The sequence below is a fragment of the Aurantibacillus circumpalustris genome, from assembly GCF_029625215.1.
GTDB lineage: Bacteria > Bacteroidota > Bacteroidia > B-17B0 > Aurantibacillaceae > Aurantibacillus > Aurantibacillus circumpalustris.
This window is the reverse complement of the sequence record NZ_CP121197.1, coordinates 2,018,401-2,041,606: the sequence shown is the minus strand read 5'-3', so window position 1 is coordinate 2,041,606 and position 23,206 is coordinate 2,018,401. Positions and strand designations below refer to the sequence as shown.

Sequence of the window (23,206 nt, the reverse complement as noted above, 5' to 3'; positions counted from 1 at the left end):
TTATTTCTTTTTAATAATTAAATAAACAGATCCATTTTCCAAACCTTCGTTTACTTTTTCGATAAGCTTCGTTAAGGCTTTTTTAGAACTTGATCCGCAACCGGCGCTAGTTAACTTTGTCACTGGAGCAATGCAACCTTTTAATTCTTTTAAGGCATCATTTGCAGGGTGTATCAAGATTCCTTCTCTGTCCAACACTCCTGTGATTAATAAATGCCAACCGAACTCTTTGTTGCAAAGAATCATTACAGAATATTTTCCTTCAGGGATACAGGATATTTTTTTCTCATTATTCTTCCATGGTAATTCAATTGTAAAACAAATTGATTCTCCATTGTGAAGTATTTCTCCATTTGTACCCTGCGGAAAATATTCTCGTAATAATTCTAGTTCCATCTAGCTAACCTCAACAACTGCTAAAGCGTTGTACGATCCATTTTTAAGGGTGTACTGCGCGCCATTCATCTCTTGAAAGAATTCGATCTGTAATAAAAACAGATTGGTTCCTGCTCCACCTGGCACGTTTTGTGGATTGAGCGAGACTTGATTCACAGTGGCGTCGATAGGAATGTTCACGGCATTCGTAAGCTCAACCGTGCTGATTCCTGTAGCAAAATCAATTTGAGCCCATGCACCTTTTAACGTCATATGCGTTGCTCCTGAAGGAAACGCAATGTCATTTGCTGGTACAAGATTTGGAATTGAAAATTTACCACTTACAACATCAACAGAATATGGCTTAAATAGAACTGCGCCTAAAATGGCACGGTTGTTAAAATTGAAGCCTTTTAAAAGTGCCATCGCTGCTGGATTTGCCAAAGCAGTACCAACAGTTCTTGCTCCTCTAACCGAAGTTGAATCGAGGTTTTTTATCTGCGTCATTATCTTTGTTAACCTTGACACTAAACGGTTATCGGCAGCGCTCATAAGCATTGGTCGCAAAGCATCACGCAGTACTTTACCTGCGTTAGCTGATGATCCAAACTCAGCTCCATTTTCCCTAGTTCGGACGAATGCCGGGTCATTTTTTATTCTGTCAGCATCTATGCCGCCTTTTTCACGAGCTAGATTGCCGTCCTGTGTTTTGTAAAAAGTAATATCTCCGATAGTACCTTTTAATTTGATTATACCTTTTTGTCTTGCCATATATTTATTATGGAATTTTTAAATGATTAATAAATGATTGAATTGGGAAAAGTGTTGCAACACATCAAACAAAATTGTATCGCGAATAAATCTGCTTGACGAAACAAAATTATTCTACCAACTCTCCGAAAGCAAGTATGCTGGCAGTTTTCATAGCCATTAGTGAGCTTTAGATTGTTTTAGCTGTTTTATATTTAAAAGGAATAAAATATCTTGAACGTGCCAAAAGGCAGTCATAAGTATAGATAAAGCATGGATAAAGTATGAGCGGCACCAAAAGGATATGTATCTACCCAAAAGACGTTATGCGTATAACAGGTAAGGGAGAAAAGTATAGTAGAAATTACCTAGAAAAGATTCGTGAGAAACTACAAAAGGAAGAACACCAGTTTATAAGCGTTGAAGAATTCTGCGATTACACAGGATTAAAAAGTGAACAGGTACGCCAGTTTATGAACGATTAAAAAAGGTGGGAAATAGGGCAGAGGTTTTGAACATTAGTAGCCAGAATTTTGTTTAAAAATACCTGCCCAATTTCTAGTCTGCTTTTATTGAAAAAGGCAATTATATGATTAAATTTGTTTTGATAAGATTTGGAAGCGTTTGATTGGTGAGTGAATCGGTGAGTATTAAAAAGCATAGCTTTGAATGGCTTGATATAAAAGGCGAGAACAAAAGGTTACAAATCCCTCGGTCTCCGCAAATAAATCAAAAAGTTTGGGCTTTGCTCAAACTTTTTTTGTTTTCCCTAAGCGCATAAAGCTTTTTCAGCTTTGATGGGTGAAAGGGAAAACAAAAAACAAGGCTCGTTTTTCACGAGCGTTGTTTTGTATTGTGACTCAGGGAGGTACTAGGGATCATGTTAATAATCCAAACTTTTTGTTTTTCCTAAGCGCCTTCGTAAACTTCTATTTCCCCAACACTTTCCCTTCATTTTCAGCTTTAACATCACGTTGTTCCACCTTAATTTTTCCGAAATTAAACGAGATGCTTATGTTTAGACGTCGCGTATCACTCGAATCAAAACTCTCCCATTTTTGATTTTGAAAATCTGCAGTACTTAGAAATACTTCAGTGAAAAAGATATCGTTAATTCCAATTGAAATATTTAATTTATTTTCTAAAAACGATTTTTTTAAAGCGGCACTGGCCGCCCCGCGTCCTTTGTATTTGTTTCCTATTCCTAACCAAGCGCTCCAATAATACGCAGTGAGTTCAAACTTTGTATTTTTCGGCAAAAGAAACGTGTTATTTAACCATTCGTAATGAGGGATTGCAGAGGTGGAGTAATTCTGTCCATTTATTTTACCGGTATAACTTATGTAATAGGTGCCGAAATTAAAACTTACTGTCCACCGTTTCGTTACATTTTTTCTTACAAAAAACGAGTACCTAAGAATATCAAAACCATTTAAGTTAGCGGTTATCCAAGTTGTTTCTTTGGTAGAATCATTTTGCATGGGATAACCCACAATGTTTGATTGAATGTGTGTGAGACTAAGTGAATTATATACGGTGCTCTTATAAACATAATTAAAATTGATATTATGGCTGTAGGATGGATTAATAAATGGATTGCCCGTGCTTGACGTTAAAATATTTACAAATGATTTGTAAGGATTAAAATTATTATAGTTCGGTCTATCAATTCTTTTATTGTATGCCAATGAAAAGGTGTGATTTTTTGATCTGTTATAATCAATACTTAAGACAGGAAACAGATTGAAATAATTTCTGTGGTAACTTAAACTTGTCTCTATGCTTTGTGTTTCAATTTGCGTGTTTTCAGCGCGTAGACCTAACTGCAAATTAATTTTTTTAAAAGCTTTACTTAAATTAAAATACCCAGCGCCAATTTTTTCGAGGTATCTGAACTTGTTTGTATACGTACTGTCCGTTACAAATTCATTTGTTAAATTGTTTTTATTTTGAAAAATATAATCGCTCTGTACATCCTGAAAACTGCCCTTCACGCCGGTTTCTAAATCAATTGTTTTGGTTAACTTTTTTTCAAAATCTAACTTAGAAGTTAAGTAATTAAAATTAATTGTGTTGTTACTTGTAAAATCTTTCGCGGGTAAACTTGGCTGATCTAAACTGTCTAAAAATCTATTTTGAAAATTTCCTTCATATACATCTACATATGGTCCGTAATAATCCGTTGAAAAAATAAGTTTCGTTCCGACTGTGTCAAATAAATGTTCTGCGTTTATGTTGTAGTTGGAATAGTACCAATAATTCGGCAGTGTTTTTTTTAAAATCAAACGATCATACCCTTCTGTATTATTGCTAAAATTAGTGGTACCGCTTACATCATTGTTTCCGTAACCCGGCATGAATGAAAGTTTACAGCCGATAATGTTTTTTTTATTTAAATACCAGTCCGCCCCAAAGTCAAAAGTTAAAGTGCGGTTATCGTAATTATCAATAATGAGTTGGTTAATCTGCGTGGTTTCTGAATTGTATGTGACAGATTTATCAAACCTGTTTAACTGATGTGTTACTCCTTGATTCCCACTAATGTTACTAAAAAAATTAAAACGTCTGCCCTTATAATTAAGAGAAAGTGCTCCGTTGGTTTTTTCGTAAAACCCTTGGGAATAAGTCGCATTAAAACTGCCACTAAACCCAACTAACTTGATTTTTTTTGTTCGGATGTTGATGATACCTGCATTTCCAGAAGCGTCGTATTTAGCAGGAGGGTTATTAATCACCTCTATTTTTTCAACAGAGGAAGCATTCATGCTTTTTAATAAATTAATGAGTTGCGCTCCGCTTAATTGCTGTGGTCTATCGTCCATGTACAACTTCGCACCTGCTTTTCCTTGTATGGAAATTACATCGTTCTCAACAGAAACACCTGGCAAGCGAGATAATAAATCATAAACAGAATTACCAATGGCAAGCGGACTTCCTTCAATGTTTACAGTAATATTTCCATTTTTAAATTCAAGGGGATCTTTGATAGTCACAATGCCAACCTCCTTTAGATCAATTCCGCTGCTTTTGAGTTGAACTGGATTTAAGGCGACATTATTTATAGAATCAACTTCTATAGGATCAGACCAGGTTGGAGCAAAACCTACATGGTCAATTTTTATGAGGTAGATTCCTTTTGGAATCTTTTCAAAAACAAACGATCCTATTACATCTGTGAGATTACCCTTATATATAGAGCTGTCGGCTTTTGCCAGCAGACCCACTGCGCAAAACGAAACTGGATTACTTAAAGAATCGATAACGCTTCCTTTAATTAAAACCTGTGCCTCAGAGCTTACTAGTACAAGGGTAAAAAAGCAAATTAATATGGGCTTCAAAAGATGTTGTATTAAAGATGCATAAGTTATACACCCATAATACAAATTAGTTCAATGGTTACAAAAATAAATTCTACAACAGCGCTTAACTAATTCGCTTCAGAGTACTTTTTAAAGTTATCTAGAATCGCTTGCCAACCTCCTTGTTGCATATCTACGGGATTTTCACTCTCCGCATCAAAGCTCTCAACGATCTTAACACCTTTTTCAGTTTGACTAAAATGTATTTTTACTTTTCTGTCATCTCCAAGCGTGTATTCTATCTTTTCATTTGGAACTATTGAGGTATAAATTCCTCCAAAATCAAAACTCATACTGCCATCTTTTGCAGCCATGGTGCTGCTGAACTTCCCGCCTACTTTTAAATCATTTTCAGACTTTGGTGTATGCCAATCTGGTGAAGCATTGTTCCAATTCATAATATGTTTTGGTTCCGTCCAATATTTCCATGCTTTTTCAATTGGAACATTTACTGTAGTTTCTACTGTAATCACAGTTGGTGTTTTTGTATTTTTCATAGTATAAGATTTAATAATTTATACAAAGTTAAAGTCAAAAAATTAATTTACAGTTCCCGATACCGACAGTTTATGGGTTAAGTGCGACATTTAAAATTTTACAAAACAAGGTCTTCAAATAAACGTTTTGCGGTTTTTTCTAGGTCTACTGACATTCCTGGGTGAGGGCGTGATGTCTGAATCACTGAACTTCTAACGGCAGTTAGCCAACGAAAGCGAGACGGCAAATCCATTTCTGCTATCTTGCCTCCACTCTTTTCTCCATCGGCAATTTTTTCAAACGATTGTAAATTTGATTTTAGCTGCTCAAAATCTAAGTCTCCAGAAAAACAAGCTAAGCGCTTTTCATTTAAAGCGAAATATACTTTAATAAATTTTGCTTTTTTACTAAACAAAATTATTCCTACGTTCACAAATTCTTCGCGTTCTACTGCAGGTAAAACACGAATAACTGAGTACTCATATAAGTGTTTTTCTTGCATTTTCTGCTTCGTTTAAAAATAATTCGGAGTGCTTGTTCCGAATAGATAAAAATTTAAAATAGATCTCTCGTCTTTGCTCTCGTGTTTCCTCAGAGTCTTCCCACATTAACCATTCATCAGGAATGAGTTCCACAATTGATTTTAATTTTTCATCCGTTAATAATTTACTAAACTCAGAGTCTACATCTTTCAATTGATTTGCTTTGTTTAACAAGACATGTTCTTTAATATACGCAAAAGGACTCTTGGCTTTGGCTTCCCAGTCTGTCCAAGTATATTGGAAATTAAGACAAGAACCATGATCAATCAACCACAACTCCTTGTTCCAAATAAGCATATTGGTATTTTTAGCAGAGCGATCAATATTCGTTATAAAAGCATCTAACCAAACAATTTGCGAAGCCAATTTAGAATCGACTTTAGTTACAACCGGATCGAAATTAATTGCACCTGATAAAAAATGCAATCCAAGATTTAATCCTTGACTCGCTTTTAATAGATCTTGAATTTCTTCATCTGCTTCAGTCCTACCAAACGCTTCATCAAGATTTGCGAAAACAAGTTCTGGTAATTTTAAGCCCAATGCGCGCGCAATTTCACCGCCTATTAATTCAGCAATTAAAGATTTTATACCGTGACCATTTCCTTTAAATTTTAGAACATATTTAAAATCATCGTCGGCTTCCGCTAATGCAGGCAAAGATCCTCCCTCACGAAGAGGTTGAATATAACGGGTAACATTAACAGTTCTTAAAGAAGTACTTTGCATTTTCAAATGTAAGATTTAAATTGTTCGTTTCTGAATTCCTAAAAACTTTACGCAGTTAATTTTACCAAAGTTTTTGCCTGAATTCTTCCACCATCCAAAAAGGATTTTCTTTGAATTTTATCCAATCTACTAATAAGCTTTTTTGTAATTCTTCCAACATCTCTTTGGTTTCTGGACTATATTTCTCGTAATCTTTTTTATACTTGGGATTTAAAATAAATTTTTCAAAGTATTCAAGTAAATTAAAACAGATGGTGAATTGTCCACAAGCTATAATAGAATCAGCCATACTGTATTTACCTTTTAATTCCTCTTGAGTAAACCAAAGCGTGGTGCCTTTTGTTAATGCCCGCGCTGAAACTTCCATTATTTTTTCTCCTGGTTCAACAATTTCAGGACTGAAATACGGATATTTCTTTTTCCGCTTTGCTACCTCTTCCTTAGTGAGTTCAAACACGGCATTCATTATTAATCGTGGTTTCCAGCCGGTATCACTATAAACGCGTTCAAAACCGAACCAACGCATTTGTTTGATAAATACCTTTGTCACCATTTTCACTACAGAATTTCTGCGATTGACAAGTAAGTTGTTTAATGTTCCAAACTTCATTTTATCCACATGGCGCATGCGTTTAATAAAAAAATAAGGGATTCCAAACCGCTTAGCCAAACCTACAAAACCTCTTGACAAAACAAGAAACACAAATGCTACCAGAATACCCAAAGTTCCTATCATTGAAAGAGACATGATCGCAAATTTATTGTCTAAAAAAGATGCTATGGCAATCAGAACCCAACCAAGAATAAAACCGCTTATTCCTATGTACTGCATCAACTTAAAACTCCAGCCATCAATAAATGGGACTTTATCCCGATTACTTCTTACGTAGCTTTCCATACTAGGATTTGTTCCATCAGAAATAATATAAAGATCGACGGCTTTTTTATCTCTTGATCGAAACTCGTGCAAATGTTCAGGATAATTCTTCATCCGCTCTTCGGAAGTGATCACGGCATCAACGCCCTGGTTATCATCTACGCCCCCATCCATTAATCCTACCGGATAAACAATTTTTTCACCATCATAAGTCATCTGAGGCAATAGTGATTTATCGTTTAATTTTTTTGACCCCGGGTAAGTAAAATCATCTGGAAAATTAATTGGCTCAAATCCAAACGGTACACAGGATGAAGCTGCAATAATATCGGCCAGTCTTATTTCTCGAGCAACATCGGAAGAAATTTGAATTTTTTTATTGCCGATATACTCGACAATACTTGTGTTGATAGAATGAAGTTCGGTTTTTTGAAAATGAAACGGAAGCGCAAAATGAAACTCCGTTGCATTAAAATTTATTTCTTTTAAATGGATTTGTTTTTCTCCCCAAAATAAATCGAAAGTAGCAGATTCAAAATCGCGGTGATACATAGCAGCAAAAGAATTAATAAGACTACGTTGCCGTCCCGTATGCCAATTGGCATCTTCTGCAAGATATTCCAAAGCCTCTTCAACCAAGTCTTTCTTGGTCATAAAATCTACTATATTTTTATAGCAATCTTCAAAACTTCCACCTTTTTTTATAGTTGCAGCATACTTTACTCCTAAAAAGGTACCACCTGATACACTAGATAAAATGCGTACTCTTTCTAAAAGACTAACACCTTCAATTTTTTTTAATGAAAGGTATGATATTAAACCAAGGTGGATGCTAGTAGCGCGAAAGCCTCCACCAGACAATGAGACTGCAATATTTTGAAATGGTTGTTTAGGAAGATGTGCTCTTCGCTTGACTTTTGGTTTAACAGATTTTGGTGCTTTAATCTCCATATAGTCTTTACAACTTCAAGATAGTAATTTTTAATAGCAAAAACGAGTAACAGAACATTTACTTTAAAAGAGTCAAAGCTCCTTCACTCAACAACTTTGAACCGTAAGGAATACACTCCTCATTAAATACTACTTTTGAATCATGTAAAAAATAGCACTTTTCGGCAGTGTCTTTTGCACCAAGAAAATAAAACATAGAAGGAACTTTTCTGGAATAAAACGCAAAATCTTCAGAGCCCAAAATAGCATCGATCGGCATGATTCTCTCTTTACCAAAAATAGACGTCAATGTTTCATTCATACTTGAATGAACATTTTTATCATTTAATAAACTGGGATAGTTAAGATTATACTCAATTGTTATTTTAGCATCAAAAGAAATTTCTGTGCCTTTAATAATTTTTTCGATGCGCTCAAGAATCTGATTAAAGGTATCTAAATCTAAAGCACGCACAGTTCCTTCAATAACAACTTTATCTGCAATAACATTCGGTGCAATTCCACCATTAATTTTTGTAAACGAAATAACGGTTGGTTCATGAGGAGGAACATACTTAGCTGCGATTGCCGAAATTGATTGTATTAAACTACTCGCTACCAAAATCGCATCTACTCCTAAATGAGGTGCCACTGCGGCATGTGCCATTTTTCCTGTTATTTGAATCTTAAAAAAATTTGCGCAAGCAAGAGCCTGACCTAATTTATAAGCCAGCATTCCAACAGGCAAAAGTGGATGCACGTGCAAACCCAATGCTGCCTTTACATCATCCAACTCGCCACTCTCAACAACCCGCTGTCCTCCAGATTTTTTTTCGGGATCATCGTACACGCCTTCTTCTGAAGGTTGAAAAATAAATTTAACCGTTCCTTTAAAATCAGCGTCCTTAAGTAAAGATGCTGCGCCGAGAAGCATAGTTGTATGAACATCGTGACCGCAGGCATGCATTAATGGTGTTTGCAAACCATTTTCACCAGTCATCTTTTTTATGCTTTTAAATTCAAGATTTGTTTCTTCTAAAATTGGTAAAGCGTCCATGTCGGCTCGCAGTGCTATGCAAGGGCCGTCGCCTTTCTTTAACGTAGCTACCACACCTGTTCCTGCAATTCCAGTTTTAAAAGGAATTTGCAACTCTTTTAATTCTTTTGCAATAAGTTTCGCAGTATCATTTTCTTGATAACCAATTTCAGGATTTGCATGAATTTGTCTACGAATATCAACTAGTTTTTGAAACAATCCCTTATCCATAAACATGTTTTTAAGAGTTAAACATTGTCTAAGTTAAGTTTTTTCATGACTATTAAAAACGAAATTTAAAATCCACTCAGCAATTTAATTTCATTTCTGTATAAAATTAATTTCTTTTCGTTTTCCAATTGTTTTAAAAGCCGCGATATAACCACCCTGCTAGTACCCATCTCTTCTGCAATTTGGCTATGAGATAGTTGTATCGCTGATTTCCCGAACACCTTTGCTTTATCTTTTAAATAGTTAACTAGTCGTTCGTCTAACTTTTTAAAGGCCACGCTCTCTAAAGATCGTAGTAGCTCGTTAAACCGTTGTGTAAAACTGCTGAATATATAGCTTTTCCAACTTGGATACTTCATCAACCATTCATCCAATTTCTCATGCGGGATTTTAATTATTTCCGCATTGTCTTCAGCAATGGCTTTTACCTCACTTAATTTAGACTCCATGCAACAAGCATAAGCCATCGCGCAACTTTCGTTACTACTTAAATAATACAGGATAATTTCTCTTCCCTCTTCGTCTTTTCGCATTACTCTGAGTGTACCGCTAATCACAATAGGCATAAACCGTACTTTCTTTCCGTAATCCATCACAACCTCGCCTTCTTTTACCTGAGTAATTTCAGCAAGTTTTAATATTTCATCAACGAGTTGTTTTTCGAAAATGGGAGCCAGTTTTTCTCTTAAAATTTCAGAGAGCATAATTCTATTCTTAGATTTTTTGTTAATTTAATGTCTAAGATAAGGTTTAAATTAAGCATGTAACTTAGGTTACATATCAAAAGCAAAAATAAAACGACCTTTATTAAACTTTAAAGAGATTCTATGAAAATTATCGGGAAATACGCAGCCTCCAATTTTATCGTCCAACAGGGTTTAACTTTGGATACAGATAAAAAATGCTTCACTAAAACAATCAAACTGCTCTCGCTATTTAATTTTAATGAAGCTTGTAAAAAATTACCGAGATTAGACTATATACTTATGTTTAGAACACTCTACGCTAAATGTGAGCCATGTGAAATGGAAGACTTTGAAAACAATTCCATGATTCAATTATCTTTAGTGTACAATAAAAACCGAAGATTAATCATACATGAATCGAAAGACTTAAACGAAATAAGAACGACAGCCGGCCAACTTGCTAGTAGTTTTAATTTGAAAATACGTGATAGCGCAACTGATAGGAGAAATCCGAAATGGCTTAGCAATGAAGAAATCGGAGTTTAAAATATCGAATAATTTATTTTTTCAATACCGACACTTGCCTGTTTTTCTGGTTAAAAAAAGCAATCATTTACTAGTTTCAATATATTCTAGTTTATAATTGCCAATGTGTTTTTCACTATTAAGAATTAATCGCCTTTGTTTAAAATAATTAAGAATTCCCGTGGTTAGAATAACGAAAGAAATTACAAAAAAAGAAATTTCAATCACCCGAACTTCTTTAAGCTTCAACAGACTTTCTAAGCTTAAGGCTCCAATTAAGAAGTAGAGTGATGTTCTAATAAACGCCAGTAATGTTGTTTGATTAGCCATGTGAGTCCTTTGCATGGCAAGATTTTCACGCAGTATAAGATCTTTGTTTATTTTAGTTTCAAGTTCGTTCATAATAATTTTGGCATAGAGTTTTAGTTCTCAGACTTTATTTCCTCAAAACTAACTTCTTTATTTGCAGTAGTTTCATGTTTATCTTGACTAATGCCACAGCCGCCAGTACCACAACATCCAACATTAAACACAGCCATTCCTGCAAATACTGCTCCTAGCAAAATTGATAAAGTGTCACTGTTCACGATGCCTTGCACCAAAATAAATAATCCTAAAGCAACTCTCACGACCCTTAAAAAACTCCAATTTTTTAAAATAGCTTCCATAAGAATTAATTATTACAGTTTATGTTTTGCCAAGGTCCTTTGTTCTCTACACTTTTAATGCCAGCGCTTTCTAACTGACCCTTAGCAACCCCTGCCCGTCCGCCGCTGCGGCAAACCAAAACAACATGCTCGTATTTTTTTAATTCTTCAACTTTATTTTGAATTTGATCTAAAGGGTAATTAACCGAGCAATCTGCATGACCATCATTTTCCCACTCTTCAATGGTTCTTACATCTACTATTATTTTATTTTCTGTTTTCATTTTGTTTGATTCGTTTAAAGTTGAATTTGTTTCTTTCGTTGTTGTTGGAGAATTACAACTACTCATCCCTACTATAACCACAATAATTATTAGTACTTGTAAAATGTTTTTATTTTTCACTTTATTAAGAAGTTTGAAGTTTACTCTGGCAAACAAAATCTGATTTAGGAACACCCGCTTCAGCGATTGCTTTTAAGCCACCCTCTACTTCCTTAAAATTATGAATTCCTCTTGCCTTCAATATGCTCGCAGCGATCATGCTTCTATAACCTCCTGCGCAATGCAAATAAAACGGTTCATCCTCTTTCATAAAGTTAAACCAGGTATTAATATCCGATAAAGGTCTACTAAATGCTTCTTCAACGTGTTCAGCCGCATATTCAGAATCCTTTCTGACGTCAATTACTTTTGTCTCACCTACCTTTAATTCTGTTTTGAATTGTTGTGCCGTGATGCGATTAATTGTGTCGATTTCTTTTCCTGATTTAATCCACGATTCCATTCCACCATTTAAATAACCAATCACATTATCAAATCCTACACGAGATAATCTTGTTACACTTTCTTCTTCTTCACCCGCTGATGTAACCAAAATAATTGGTTGTTTAACATCTACGATCAAAGATCCAACCCATGGAGCAAAATCACCACGCAATCCAATATTAATCGAGCGCGGAATAAATCCTTTATAAAACACGTCAGCATCTCTAACATCCAACAACAAAGCTTCCGTTGCTTCCATGGCTAACTCAAGTTCTCCGGGACTTAAAGGATTTAATCCCTTTTTAAGAACGGTATCAAAACTTTCTATTCCTTTTTTATTCATGGCTACATTCATACCAAAATAACCTGGCGGAGGAAGCAATCCATCTGTAACTGCTTTTACAAACTCTTGTTTATTTGGTTGATTTAAAGCGTAATTCATTTTCTTTTGATTCCCCAAAGTGTCCACCGTTTCTTTCATCATGTTTTTTCCGCAAGCACTACCTGCGCCATGAGCGGGATAAACAATAACATCGTTCGCTAAAGGAATTATTTTTGTATTTAATGATTCATACAACAATCCGGCAAGTTCTTCTTGTGTCATAGAAGCTGTCTTCTGTGCTAAATCTGGTCTGCCAACATCTCCTAAAAATAAAGTGTCACCGCTAAATAAGGCATAGTCTTTTCCGTTCTCATCTCTTAAAAGAAAACAACTGCTTTCCATAGTATGGCCAGGTGTGTGTAAAACCTTAATACTTACATTTCCCAATTTAAATTCTTGTCCGTCTTTAGCAATAGTAGCTTCAAATTCAGGATTCGCGTTTGGACCATATATAATTGCAGCACCAGTTTTTTTGCTCAAATCCACATGTCCCGAAACAAAATCCGCATGAAAATGTGTTTCAAAAACATATTTAATTTTTACATCATCTTTATTTGCCCGATCAAGATAAGGTTGTACCTCACGCAATGGATCAATAATAGCCGCCTCACCATTAGAAGTTATGTAGTAAGCACCTTGTGCTAAACATCCTGTATATATTTGTTCAATTTTCATGTTATACATTTTATTTTCATCAAAGGTAAAGACTTGATTCCTCAATGAATGTAACATTTATCACTTTTGAAACTGATTAATATAAGTTTATAACCAGTTAGTTAGTAAGAGCTTGATACTTATTTTAAAAAGTGGAAATGAATTAGATCAAACCCAGACATAGATCTTTCAAATGCCCATTTAGCCTTTAACATTCAATAACTTGAATTCTCAATGAAAAAACCTAATTTTATCCAATATTATGAGAGATTTTATTTGGACTTTAATAATTGTTTGGCTCATTTACAAAATTGTAGATATCTTTAAAAGTAGCTCTGCTAAACGCTCTTTTAACAATTCCCAGACCGAGAACAAAACAAATGTCCACAGTTCACCAAAAGAAAAAGATATTAAAAATGCCGTAAAAAAACACTTGAATAACGAAGGCGAATACGTTGATTTTGAAGAAGTGAAATGATTTTGAATCTTGTTTACTGCGAAGAACTTCCTAACAACTGATTTCTGTCAACTGCATACTGCCAACTGATTTCCGCCTACTGCTCACTGCCAACTCTCTTAGTGTCTCTCAGTGTCCTTAGCGCCTCCGTGGTTAAAACTGCAAACGTTCTAACCCTTCGCCGCTTCCATATTCCCCACAAACTCATCAAATAAATAACGAGCGTCTAACGGTCCCGGACATGCCTCAGGATGATATTGAACAGAAAATGCTTTATAATTTTTTAGGCGAATACCTTCAATAGTTTTGTCATTTAGGTTAACGTGACTAATTTCTAAGTTTGGGTTACTATTAATTTCTTTTTCGTTAACCGTAAACCCGTGATTTTGTGAAGTAATTTCACTTTTTCCACTAATGATGTTTTGTACAGGATGATTAATTCCTCTATGTCCCGTATGCATTTTGTAAGTACTGATACCTTGAGACTGAGCCAGTAACTGATGACCTAAACAAATTCCGAAAAGAGGTTTACCCAAAGCTAAAAAATCCTTTACTGCTTCCGTTTCTTTTTTCATCACACCAGGATCACCAGGACCATTGCTCAACATGATTCCATCTGGATTAAACGCCGCAAGATCTTTTGCTGAAGCGTTCATTGGAAAAACTTTCAAATAACAATCACGTTCAACAAGCGAGCGTAAAATATTTTTCTTAGCGCCATAGTCCATTACAGCAACTTTATATTTGGCTTTTTCGTTGCCTACATTATAGGCTGTTTTACAACTTACTTTAGAAGACAATTCCAAACCTTCCATGCTGGGAACTTTCGCCAATTGTTTTTTCAATACTTCAACATCTAATATTTCAGAAGAAATAATACAATTCATAGCTCCTTTGTCACGAATGTGTCTTACGATAGCACGGGTATCCACATCACAAATAGAAACGATGTTTGATTCTTCAAAATATTGTCCTAGGCTTTTCTGAGCGCGGGCTCTGGAAAAACCTTGGTTGAATTTTTTGCAAACCATTCCTGCAATTTTTATAGAATCACTTTCCACTTCATTTTCTTCCACACCATAATTTCCAATGTGAGAATTTGTCATCACAACAATTTGTCCAAAATACGACGGGTCAGTAAAAATCTCCTGATAGCCACTCATGCCGGTGTTAAAACAAATTTCTCCTGATGTGGTACCGATTTTTCCAGCGGCTTTACCTTCGAACACTTTTCCGTCTTCCAGCAAAAGAATAGCTTTTGGAAGAGAAGAATACTTTAATTGCATAGATTTTAGAGCTAAATTTCTAAACCCCGAAATTACAGTTTTAATCCTTTAATTTTGCTTCTGTTAATTTGTTCTTAAAAACTAAATTTTTGCTCGCCCAACCTTTCTAAAATATCTCCCTCAGACCACTATTTATAAGGAAAACTGTAAGTGAAAACCTCTAAAATAACTCAAAAAAATTCTATTTTTCTCAAAATTTGTTAATTTAAATTTCTCTTTTTATATTTACGGGTTAGTAAAACCTACCTGTGGGTGAGTGAAAACAACTATTTAAAAATAACTTTTGCGTAAATTTAGCTACATTAATTCCTATACTATGAAAAGAATACTTTATTCTTGTTTTATCATCTTCTCTTTGCTTTTTAGTCGTGAGGCAAATGCTCAAACCCCTCAGTACTCAATATCAGCGAATCCGCAATGTGCTAACTCGTCAGGTGTTTATACGTCAACAGCGGCTATTGTTGCCGAGGTTACAGGCGCAACAAGTTATTCTTGGCAGGTTATTACCGCTACAACGCCATGTGCTCAAACCATAACACCAATTAGTACGGGTACCCTCTTAAGTTCTTCAACAGTTACCAATGATGCAATAGTAATTAGTCTGGCTTGCTGCGGAGACTATACGGTTATTTGTTTTGGTTGGAATGGGGGAACTTTTATTCAAAATGCATTTATTTCTCAATTCCAATCTGGTGGTCAAGCTTCAGGGGTTATTTATTGTCCAAACGGCGCAAGTATAACGGCTTCTAGCCAAAATATTTGCCGTGGCTCTTCAACTACACTAACAGCAATTTCAGCAGGTATTGCCACTTATACTTGGAGTGACGGATCAATAACCGCAGCTCCTAACAATACAATTGCCTTTTCACCAACCGTAAACACGTGTTATACCTACACAGGTACAACCTCTGGTGGTTGTACAGTTACTCCTTTGTCTCCAGTCTGTGTGTCTGTTCAAGCAATCACCGCAACCGTTAGTCCGGCTACACAATCCATGTGTTTGGGTAGCCCTGTTAGTTTTACGGCTTCCACAACTGTTGTAACCGGCACAAATGTTACAGCAGGCACTTCCGTAACCGGCTATCAGTGGTATTCTCCTATCCCTTCTGCATTGGGTACCGCATCTACTCAAACAGCACCTGCCGTCAGCGGGCCTTTTACTGTGGTTGTTACACATACAGGTTCCGCGGGCACATGTACCACTGTGGCAACTGCCGCCGTTGTGATAACAACAAGTATTCCCGTCTCTATTACCCCTTCCAGTTTTTCTATTTGTCCTAACCAGTGTTTAACCCTCACAGCTGTCTCCATTCAAACCGCCTCGGGCAGTTATACTTGGACTCAAAGTGCAGGTGGGCCGCCAAGCTTTACAGGCAATCCTGCGGTGAGATGCTCTCCCGGAGGTCCATCAACCCTACCCAGGTCTTACACGGTTGTTGGTGACTATTTCGGTTGCCCTGGCACAGCTACCATTACCATTGGCCTCCTGGCGCTCACGCCAACACTAACATCTTCAGCACTTACTTCATGTCCAGGCAGATCCATAACGCTCTCGGCTGGCACCACTCCTGGTACCACTTATACATTTCAAGCCATTCCTTCAAGCGGTACCCCGACAAATTATATTAACAAAGCAGCCACAACAACACCATCTGTTGCCCATACTCCGGGTACCACTTCTGTTTTCCCAATCCAATATTGCCTCTCAACCTATAGCGCGGGTTGTACAGGTACCACCTGTCTTGTAGTGTCTTCAAGAACACTCACGCCTACGTTAATAGCTTCTAGTCCGTCCATTTGTCCAAACACGCAATTCACACTAACAGCTTCTGGCTCTGGGGTGCAGACCGGTTCAACATATACATTTTCCTCAGGTTATAGTGGTAATATTGGAAACGCAAATCCTCTAGCTCATACCGTTGGCGGACCATTTTCACCTTCTGGACAAACCTATTCTGTAACTGTAGACAGTGCCGGTTGTATAGGTACAGGTGTTACAACCATTAATTTATTAACACTTAAGCCAATACTATCCTCTGCATCTCCTTCTATTTGTGCGGGAACATCGCTTACTTTAACCTCTACAGGTGGTGCTAGTACTAATTACACCTTTACTTCTTCTCATCCTGGTTTCGACGGAATCCCTACATCAACTAGTGTCATAGGAACTAATTCATTTGCGCCACACACTCCTCCAGTTCCCACTCCAACGCTCATTACATATACAGTTTCCGTTGATAGTGCAGGTTGTAAAGGTCTTGGCACTTATTCAATTGGTATTCTCGATTTAGGTCCTACTTTAACGTTAACAACAATTCCCGCTTCAGGCTCTGTCTGTCCAGGTACCTCATTTACTGTTAATGCAAGTGGGTCCCTGAACTATTCATTTTTTGCACCTCCTCCATCTGTGTTTTCACCAACCGGAGGTACCAGCCCAAATGGCTTCACAACATTCTCATCGTCAATAACGTCTCCCAATCCTATTCCTATTGCTGGTGTTGTTTATACCGTTCAGGCAGATAGTGTTGGTTGCGTTGGAACCAAAACTTTTGTTATCCGTGAATATCAATTAAATCCTGGTATAATACTTAGTCCCACTATTGTTTGTAGCGGGCAACCAATTACTGTTACCGCTACCAATGTTGTTTCGGGTACATATACCTTTTTTACCGCAACGTCTTTATCTCCAATACCAAGTCTTTTAACAACAGGGCCTTCTACCACAGTTCCTCATAATCCAACAATTCAAACAGTCTATTCTGTTGTTGTAGATAGTGCTGGATGTAAGAGTATATTTCCACCACCTACTGCAACAATAACACTGCTGCCTGATTTAGCGCTTTTACCAAGCACTTCCGCTGCTTCTGTTTGCCCGGGTATAACTACAACGCTTAGTGTTTCTACGCCTACAACGGCTCTCAATTATACATACACTTGGTCGCAAATTACTGGTACAGGTCAAATCACCCCGATTAACTCTCAAAGTATTGTAGCCTACCCGACATCCAACTCTACTTACTCCATTAATGTTTTAGATTCTTTGGGTTGTGTCGGTAACACCGTTATTTCAGTTGGCATAGACCCTGGGCTTTCCTTTCCTATAACTTTGGCATCGTCTGGTTCTACAATTTGTCAAATCTCAGGTCAGGCACCACAAACTGTAACTTTAACCGCAAGTAGTACAATAACCCCAATTAGCCTTGGTGCCGTTAATTATACATGGACACCTAATATTTCTCTCACACCTAGTAATACAAATTATTCGGTAACGTCCGGGCCAAGCGTCACAACCTTGTATACCGTAACAGCAAGTAACGGTTATGGATGTGTCGCTCAAAACACCATTATTGTTCCTGTAGGAACAGTACCTCCAGCTAATACGCCGAATGCTGTATACAGCGGCGTTTGCGTTGGATTTACGTCTACTCTAACAGCTTTCGGCGCCATTTCATATACATGGACAGGTAACACCTTCACAAACGCAATCGCACAACAGTCCATTTCTGTTGGTGCTGGTAGTTATACCGTTTTAATGTCTAATGGAGGAGGTTGTACAAACATCGCTACAAGATCAATCACGCCATTACCGGATCTTATTATCCCTGTTACAGCGTCTTCGCCAACAACGTGTATTGAAAGTAATTCTCCTAAATACTCAAAACCCGTGCACCTTACCGCTACTGGTGCAGGTTCTTATGTTTGGTTCCCTTATAACCCTATTCATATGACTTACTCATTAGGCGCGCAAACGGATGTAAGACCTCCAGTAACTACAATCTACACGGTGGTTGGATCTTCACCAAACTGTGCAGGTAAAGGAACCATTACAGTGGCTGTTATCCAGCAGTTCAGCATGAACGTAACCCCTCCTCTTCCAGCCATGTGTATTGGAGATTCCCTTCAATTAGATGTTGTCAACATAGGAAGTGATGCCGTTGGGCCAGCTTATTCTTATAGTTGGACAGAAGCACTTAATGCGCCTCCAATTAGTATGAGTAATTATTTCACACCATCGGTAATGGTGTATCCTCAAAATACAACTACTTATACAACAGAAGTGCGCGATTCACGTGGTTGTATTTCTTTTCCTAAATTGGTTACTGTAACTGTTCTTCCAAGACCTCTTACGGCAATATCCATCCCAACAATTAACAGTGTTGCAACCAATACGGTTTGTTTTGTTGGATTAAATCCAGGAGCTCTGGATGTAACGATTAACTTAACTGGTAATAATATGAACTTAGGGTTGCAGTTTGGTATTGTACCAACATATAGTTGGATTTCACCTTATGCTCCTCGCCAGTCAATTTTAACTCCAGCTAATAACAATGCAATAACCATTAGTGCTCCCATACGAGAGTTAAATAACTCAGCAATTGCGGTTTACACCTTAATATCGGGTTATAATGGTGTAGTAGGTTGTAAACGTGAAGATACAGTAAGTGTGAGAGTTGTGGATTGTAGGCCGGTAAGGAATTTTACTTTTACTACGGTTGAAAAAAATGATACCATTTGTGCTAGAAATTGTATTACCTATATCAACCAGGCAGATACAATGGCTGGCGGTCCGCAAACTTATACCTGGACTTTTAAAGGAGGCTCACCAGCGATTTCTCACCAACAAAATCCAACCGTGTGTTACAATTTCCCTGGAACATATGATGTGATTTTACAAGTAGCCAATCCTTATCCAAGAATAACACTTAGTGGAGCAGCGCCTGGCAGCACAAATGCACTTGGAGCAGGTAAATACATAACAATTATGGATATGCCGAATGTAACCATAATAACGCCGGGTCAACGTAGGAGTGATACCACCGTTCGATTTGGCCAATCGGTTAATTTAAGCGGTAGTGGTGCACTTTCGTATGAATGGTCACCTAGTTACAACATTACTTCCTTAAGTAAACCTAAAGTAACCGTTAGTCCGTTTAAAACGACACAATACATTCTTACTGGATATAATAGTAAACATTGTTTATCTAGTGATACAATTAATGTAAATGTTATAGAAGATTGTGGTGAAATGTATGTGCCAAATGCCTTTACACCAAATAATGATGGTGTAAATGATGTTCTTTATGTTCGAGGGATTTGTTTGCAGTCATTAAGCTTTATGATATTTAACAGGTGGGGTGAAAAAGTTTTTGAAACTGCTGTTCAATCTGTTGGATGGGACGGAAGTTACAAAGGTCAGGAATTAAATACAGGCGTATTCGTTTATCGACTCGAAGGTAAAACCTACGACGGTAAAGGGTATAGTTCTAAAGGTAATATTACACTTCTTAGATAAAAATTATGCAAACAAAACATATAATAAGGTCGGTTCTAGCTTTCAGTATTCTAGTTCAAGTTGCGAAGGCTCAGGATATTCACTTTTCGCAATATGCTGAAACTCCTTCTTCAATTAACCCTGCTTTGGCTGGTGTTACTTATAATACAAGGATAACTGGAAACTTTAAAAACCAATGGTCTACCGTTGCAACAAAGTACCAAACTTTTGGCGTTTCCTTTGATCAAACAATTAAACACAAAAAACTAAAATCTAGCTATTTTGCCGTTGCGGTTAATATTTTTAGAGATGTTGCGGGTGATGCAAAATTAAGTACCACCAATCCAAATCTCGGAATAGCATACATTCAAAGAATTTCTAAAAAAATGAAATTCTCAGGTGGTGTTCAAAGCGGTTTCTTCTATCGTACTTTGGATGCAAGTAATTTAAGATTTGATAGACAATATGATGGTTATAACTACAACCCAAATCTTTCTTCCGGCGAAACTCCAACAAAAAGTGGAATTAGTTCCTTTGATTTGGGAGGAGGTGTTAACTTAAATTACGTACAGAGTGATAAATTCATTAGCGCAAAAAATTCAGCAAAATTTGACTTAGGATTTTCCGCATACCATTACCGTTTAGGCAAAACGTCTTTTTTAAATAGTAACGATCGCTTGCAGACTAGAATGTGCGCTTATTTTAACGGAGACTTTAATATCCGTAACTCACTTAACGCAATTATGCCATCGATTTTATACATGAAACAAGGAACACTAGATGAATTGGTAGCTGGCGCTTTGTTTAAATTCATTATTGGCGATCAATCAACCTACACGTCTTTAAAGAAAGCACGTGCTTTTTCCTTAGGTGGTTACTACCGTTTTGGAGATGCGATAATTCCTACAATATTGTTTCAGTATAACAAGTATGCATTTGGTGTATCTTACGATATAAATGTGTCAGCACTTTCACCAGCTTCAAATAAAAGAGGTGGTATAGAAATTATGCTGCGCTATAATATATTCCCTGGATACGGTGTGAACCTAGGGCGTACTGATACTAAACCTTCTTATTAATATTACAAAGCGTTAGTTTGACTAACGCTTTTTTTTTGAACGACTAAAAAGAGTGCTTTTTAATTAAAAAATTTATGTCGAATGACACTTTTGAATTTAAAAAATTTAAAATAAAACAAGATAAATGTGCTATGCGCGTGAGCACAGACGCTGTGCTTTTAGGCGCTTGGGTTGTACCCAACGGGAGCACAAGTATCTTAGATATTGGTACCGGTACTGGCGTTATCGCATTAATGCTAGCTCAGAAATCTACCGCTAATATTGTTGCTATCGACATCGATAAAGAAAGTACAGAACAAGCCAAAGTAAACGTTGCTGAAAGTATTTACAAAGAAAAGGTAACGGTCATTCATCAGTCGTTTCAGGAACTTGTTAAAACAACAGATCAAAAATTCAATTTAATTGTTACCAACCCCCCCTATTTTATAGATTCCTTTAAAAACGCCAGCGATACAAGGGCTTCAGCAAGACACACGGATTTACTTTCATTTGAAGACTTATTAAGCGGTGTGAAAAAACTATTGGATGACAAAGGAAAGTTTTGTGTCATTCTTCCCACCAACGAAGCCAGAATTTTTAGAGAAATGGCGCAAGCCAAAGGACTTTATCTTTCAAAACTACTTCGCATAAGAACCCGCTTTGAAAAAGATTCTGAAAAAAGGCATTTAATGCAATTTGAATTTAAAGAAAGTGAGTTCTCTGAATCGACACTAGTTATTGAAAAGGATAGCCACAGAAATTATACAGAAGAGTATAAGGATTTGACAAAGGATTATTACCTTAAATTTTAGGACTTATTATTAAAAGTCTTTTCCTCGCGTAACTGCAAATTGTGCCTTAGATAACTTTCCCTCATTTGCAGAGGCAGCCAACCTGTTAAACCCATAATTTTAGTTATCTCGATGCAAGATGTTAAATCAAATTCCCGTATAATATTTCTCGTGAGAATTGCGCTAACTAAGGTAAATAAAGGTACACGGAGTATAATTTAAAATTATTTACTGATTATTAATTATGATATTTTTTTCACAACGAACTCTTTCTATTTTAATTTGGGTGTTTTTTTCATTGTCAAACTTTGCGCAAACAAGTCAGGTAACAAATATAGATGAAGCAGTTTTATCAACCACTGACAGAACTTATGTTTCATTTAGCCAAGGGATCGGCAATTATAAAACCTCCACTGGAGTAAAGCCTTTAAAACCTCTTATTTTCGAAGGTCAAATCTCTCCGGATTTTTTAATTAGTCTGTCAAAAAAAACTACTAGTGGTTTGGCGTTCTTTCCTAAAATTGTAATTCGTATGTACAACGAAACAAGTGTGCCAGTAAAAACACCGAGTTACATGCCGAGTATTTTATTTTATCACCGAATCAAATCTCCATTTAACCGAAAAATATTTAATTTTTTTAAAACCGAAGACCAATTAGCTTTTTTAACCTACCGCGTAAGCCATCACTCAAACGGACAAAACGGAGGTTATTATATTCCAAATACTGATAGCATAAATTTTGTAAATGGAAATTTTTCAACTAATGCTTTGGAAATTGCATTTAGTTGGTCTTCCATTGATTCTGGTTCCATTGGCAAAGCCTTTGTAAACGGGCGCATAGCTTATGAACGTCAATTGGATTTTGAACGGGAAATAAGTCTTAAAGACAATTATTATTACAATAAAATTACTTTAGAAAGTCATATCATTTATTCGCAAAAAATAAAATCATACATTACCTATGCTTACATGTGGGGAACAAGAAAATTTTCCTCGCGTCATGCCTTAGATCTATATTTATCGATCAAGCCTTTTCAAAAAATAACAGACTTCTCCGTTTTTATTCGTGGATATTTTGGTCCTGATTACTATAATCTTTATTACACATATCAGTTACGGAATTTTACGGTGGGAATTATTGCTGATCCATTAAGTATACCCACTGTAAAAAAACTGAGACGAAAGAGAACTAAAAAAGAGTAATAATGAAGAGATCGTAGCGTTTTAAGCTTTATTTCATTTAGAGAATTAAGCGGTTCGAAGCGCGTGGCATTTATAATTACGCGTAAAAGAGTTAAGATTGCATGCTCCCATTCTTAGGTTTACAAAATACAAGCAAATTGCTTACAAAACAAAAACAGATTTTTCAAACGT

General features: G+C 36.4%; 21 protein-coding genes. 7 read left to right on the top strand and 14 right to left on the bottom strand.

Translation table 11 applies throughout. The features are described 5' to 3' along the window. Entirely contained in the window at positions 1–396 is a 396-nt protein-coding gene (locus P2086_RS08475) for a DUF5675 family protein (protein ID WP_317900017.1), read from the bottom strand. Then, the gene (locus P2086_RS08470; protein ID WP_317900016.1) at positions 397–1,146 is read right to left on the bottom strand and encodes a hypothetical protein; all 750 of its coding nucleotides are present in this window, start codon (positions 1,144–1,146) and stop codon (positions 397–399) included. Between the two features lie 263 nt (positions 1,147–1,409). Here P2086_RS08470 and P2086_RS08465 point away from each other — a divergent pair, with 263 nt between their 5' ends. Continuing rightward, positions 1,410–1,610, top strand: coding sequence for a hypothetical protein (locus P2086_RS08465; protein ID WP_317900015.1), 201 nt, complete (start codon positions 1,410–1,412; stop codon positions 1,608–1,610). A 444-nt stretch (positions 1,611–2,054) separates the two neighbouring features. Here P2086_RS08465 and P2086_RS08460 read toward each other — a convergent pair whose 3' ends face one another. The 7 genes from P2086_RS08460 to P2086_RS08430 form a co-directional block, all read right to left on the bottom strand. Continuing rightward, positions 2,055–4,463, bottom strand: coding sequence for an outer membrane beta-barrel protein (locus P2086_RS08460; RefSeq protein WP_317900014.1), 2,409 nt, complete (start codon positions 4,461–4,463; stop codon positions 2,055–2,057). Positions 4,464–4,552: 89 nt separating this feature from the next. Further along, positions 4,553–4,981: an SRPBCC family protein gene (locus tag P2086_RS08455; RefSeq protein WP_317900013.1), complete on the bottom strand. Its 429-nt coding sequence runs from the start codon at positions 4,979–4,981 to the stop codon at positions 4,553–4,555. A gap of 98 nt (positions 4,982–5,079) precedes the next feature. After that, positions 5,080–5,463 (bottom strand): DUF3037 domain-containing protein, encoded by a 384-nt coding sequence (locus tag P2086_RS08450; protein WP_317900012.1) that lies wholly within the window; start codon positions 5,461–5,463, stop codon positions 5,080–5,082. Then, positions 5,441–6,232 (bottom strand): HipA family kinase, encoded by a 792-nt coding sequence (locus P2086_RS08445; protein WP_317900011.1) that lies wholly within the window; start codon positions 6,230–6,232, stop codon positions 5,441–5,443. The genes P2086_RS08450 and P2086_RS08445 overlap by 23 nt, the downstream gene beginning before the upstream one ends. 61 nt (positions 6,233–6,293) lie before the next feature. Beyond that, positions 6,294–8,060 (bottom strand): patatin-like phospholipase family protein, encoded by a 1,767-nt coding sequence (locus tag P2086_RS08440; protein WP_317900010.1) that lies wholly within the window; start codon positions 8,058–8,060, stop codon positions 6,294–6,296. A 58-nt stretch (positions 8,061–8,118) separates the two neighbouring features. Continuing rightward, the gene (locus tag P2086_RS08435; RefSeq protein ID WP_317900009.1) at positions 8,119–9,306 is read right to left on the bottom strand and encodes a M20 metallopeptidase family protein; all 1,188 of its coding nucleotides are present in this window, start codon (positions 9,304–9,306) and stop codon (positions 8,119–8,121) included. A gap of 65 nt (positions 9,307–9,371) precedes the next feature. Continuing rightward, on the bottom strand, positions 9,372–10,010 hold the full coding sequence (locus P2086_RS08430; RefSeq protein WP_317900008.1) for a Crp/Fnr family transcriptional regulator: 639 nt from the start codon (positions 10,008–10,010) through the stop codon (positions 9,372–9,374). Positions 10,011–10,292: 282 nt separating this feature from the next. On the opposite strand from P2086_RS08430, the gene P2086_RS08425 reads away from it, so the two are divergent. Next, a complete protein-coding gene (locus P2086_RS08425) occupies positions 10,293–10,538 on the top strand; it encodes a hypothetical protein (RefSeq protein ID WP_317900007.1) in 246 nt (81 codons plus the stop codon). A gap of 63 nt (positions 10,539–10,601) precedes the next feature. Here the strand turns inward: P2086_RS08425 and P2086_RS08420 are convergent, their stop codons facing one another. Genes P2086_RS08420 through P2086_RS08405 form a run of 4 tightly spaced genes read right to left on the bottom strand, consistent with a single transcriptional unit; the run spans position 10,602 to position 12,988 of the window. Continuing rightward, a complete protein-coding gene (locus P2086_RS08420) occupies positions 10,602–10,919 on the bottom strand; it encodes a DUF202 domain-containing protein (RefSeq protein ID WP_317900006.1) in 318 nt (105 codons plus the stop codon). 20 nt (positions 10,920–10,939) lie between these two features. Further along, entirely contained in the window at positions 10,940–11,185 is a 246-nt protein-coding gene (locus P2086_RS08415) for a hypothetical protein (RefSeq protein WP_317900005.1), read from the bottom strand. Positions 11,186–11,190: 5 nt separating this feature from the next. Further along, positions 11,191–11,568: a rhodanese-like domain-containing protein gene (locus P2086_RS08410; protein ID WP_317900004.1), complete on the bottom strand. Its 378-nt coding sequence runs from the start codon at positions 11,566–11,568 to the stop codon at positions 11,191–11,193. Positions 11,569–11,572: 4 nt separating this feature from the next. Further along, the gene (locus P2086_RS08405) at positions 11,573–12,988 is read right to left on the bottom strand and encodes an MBL fold metallo-hydrolase (RefSeq protein WP_317900003.1); all 1,416 of its coding nucleotides are present in this window, start codon (positions 12,986–12,988) and stop codon (positions 11,573–11,575) included. 241 nt (positions 12,989–13,229) lie between these two features. On the opposite strand from P2086_RS08405, the gene P2086_RS08400 reads away from it, so the two are divergent. After that, on the top strand, positions 13,230–13,445 hold the full coding sequence (locus P2086_RS08400; RefSeq protein ID WP_317900002.1) for a hypothetical protein: 216 nt from the start codon (positions 13,230–13,232) through the stop codon (positions 13,443–13,445). A 149-nt stretch (positions 13,446–13,594) separates the two neighbouring features. On the opposite strand, the gene carA is transcribed toward P2086_RS08400, so the two are convergent. Further along, positions 13,595–14,710, bottom strand: coding sequence for a glutamine-hydrolyzing carbamoyl-phosphate synthase small subunit (gene carA, locus P2086_RS08395; RefSeq protein WP_317900001.1), 1,116 nt, complete (start codon positions 14,708–14,710; stop codon positions 13,595–13,597). 316 nt (positions 14,711–15,026) lie between these two features. On the opposite strand from carA, the gene P2086_RS08390 reads away from it, so the two are divergent. From P2086_RS08390 to P2086_RS08375, 4 genes are all read left to right on the top strand, one after another. Then, positions 15,027–20,003, top strand: a complete 4,977-nt coding sequence (locus P2086_RS08390; RefSeq protein WP_317900000.1) for a T9SS type B sorting domain-containing protein — start codon at positions 15,027–15,029, stop codon at positions 20,001–20,003. A 5-nt stretch (positions 20,004–20,008) separates the two neighbouring features. Then, positions 20,009–21,061 (top strand): PorP/SprF family type IX secretion system membrane protein, encoded by a 1,053-nt coding sequence (locus P2086_RS08385; RefSeq protein WP_317899999.1) that lies wholly within the window; start codon positions 20,009–20,011, stop codon positions 21,059–21,061. 74 nt (positions 21,062–21,135) lie between these two features. Next, on the top strand, positions 21,136–21,852 hold the full coding sequence (locus tag P2086_RS08380) for a tRNA1(Val) (adenine(37)-N6)-methyltransferase (RefSeq protein WP_396127462.1): 717 nt from the start codon (positions 21,136–21,138) through the stop codon (positions 21,850–21,852). A 223-nt stretch (positions 21,853–22,075) separates the two neighbouring features. Next, the gene (locus tag P2086_RS08375; protein WP_317899998.1) at positions 22,076–23,035 is read left to right on the top strand and encodes a hypothetical protein; all 960 of its coding nucleotides are present in this window, start codon (positions 22,076–22,078) and stop codon (positions 23,033–23,035) included. The last annotated feature ends 171 nt before the right edge of the window (positions 23,036–23,206 follow it).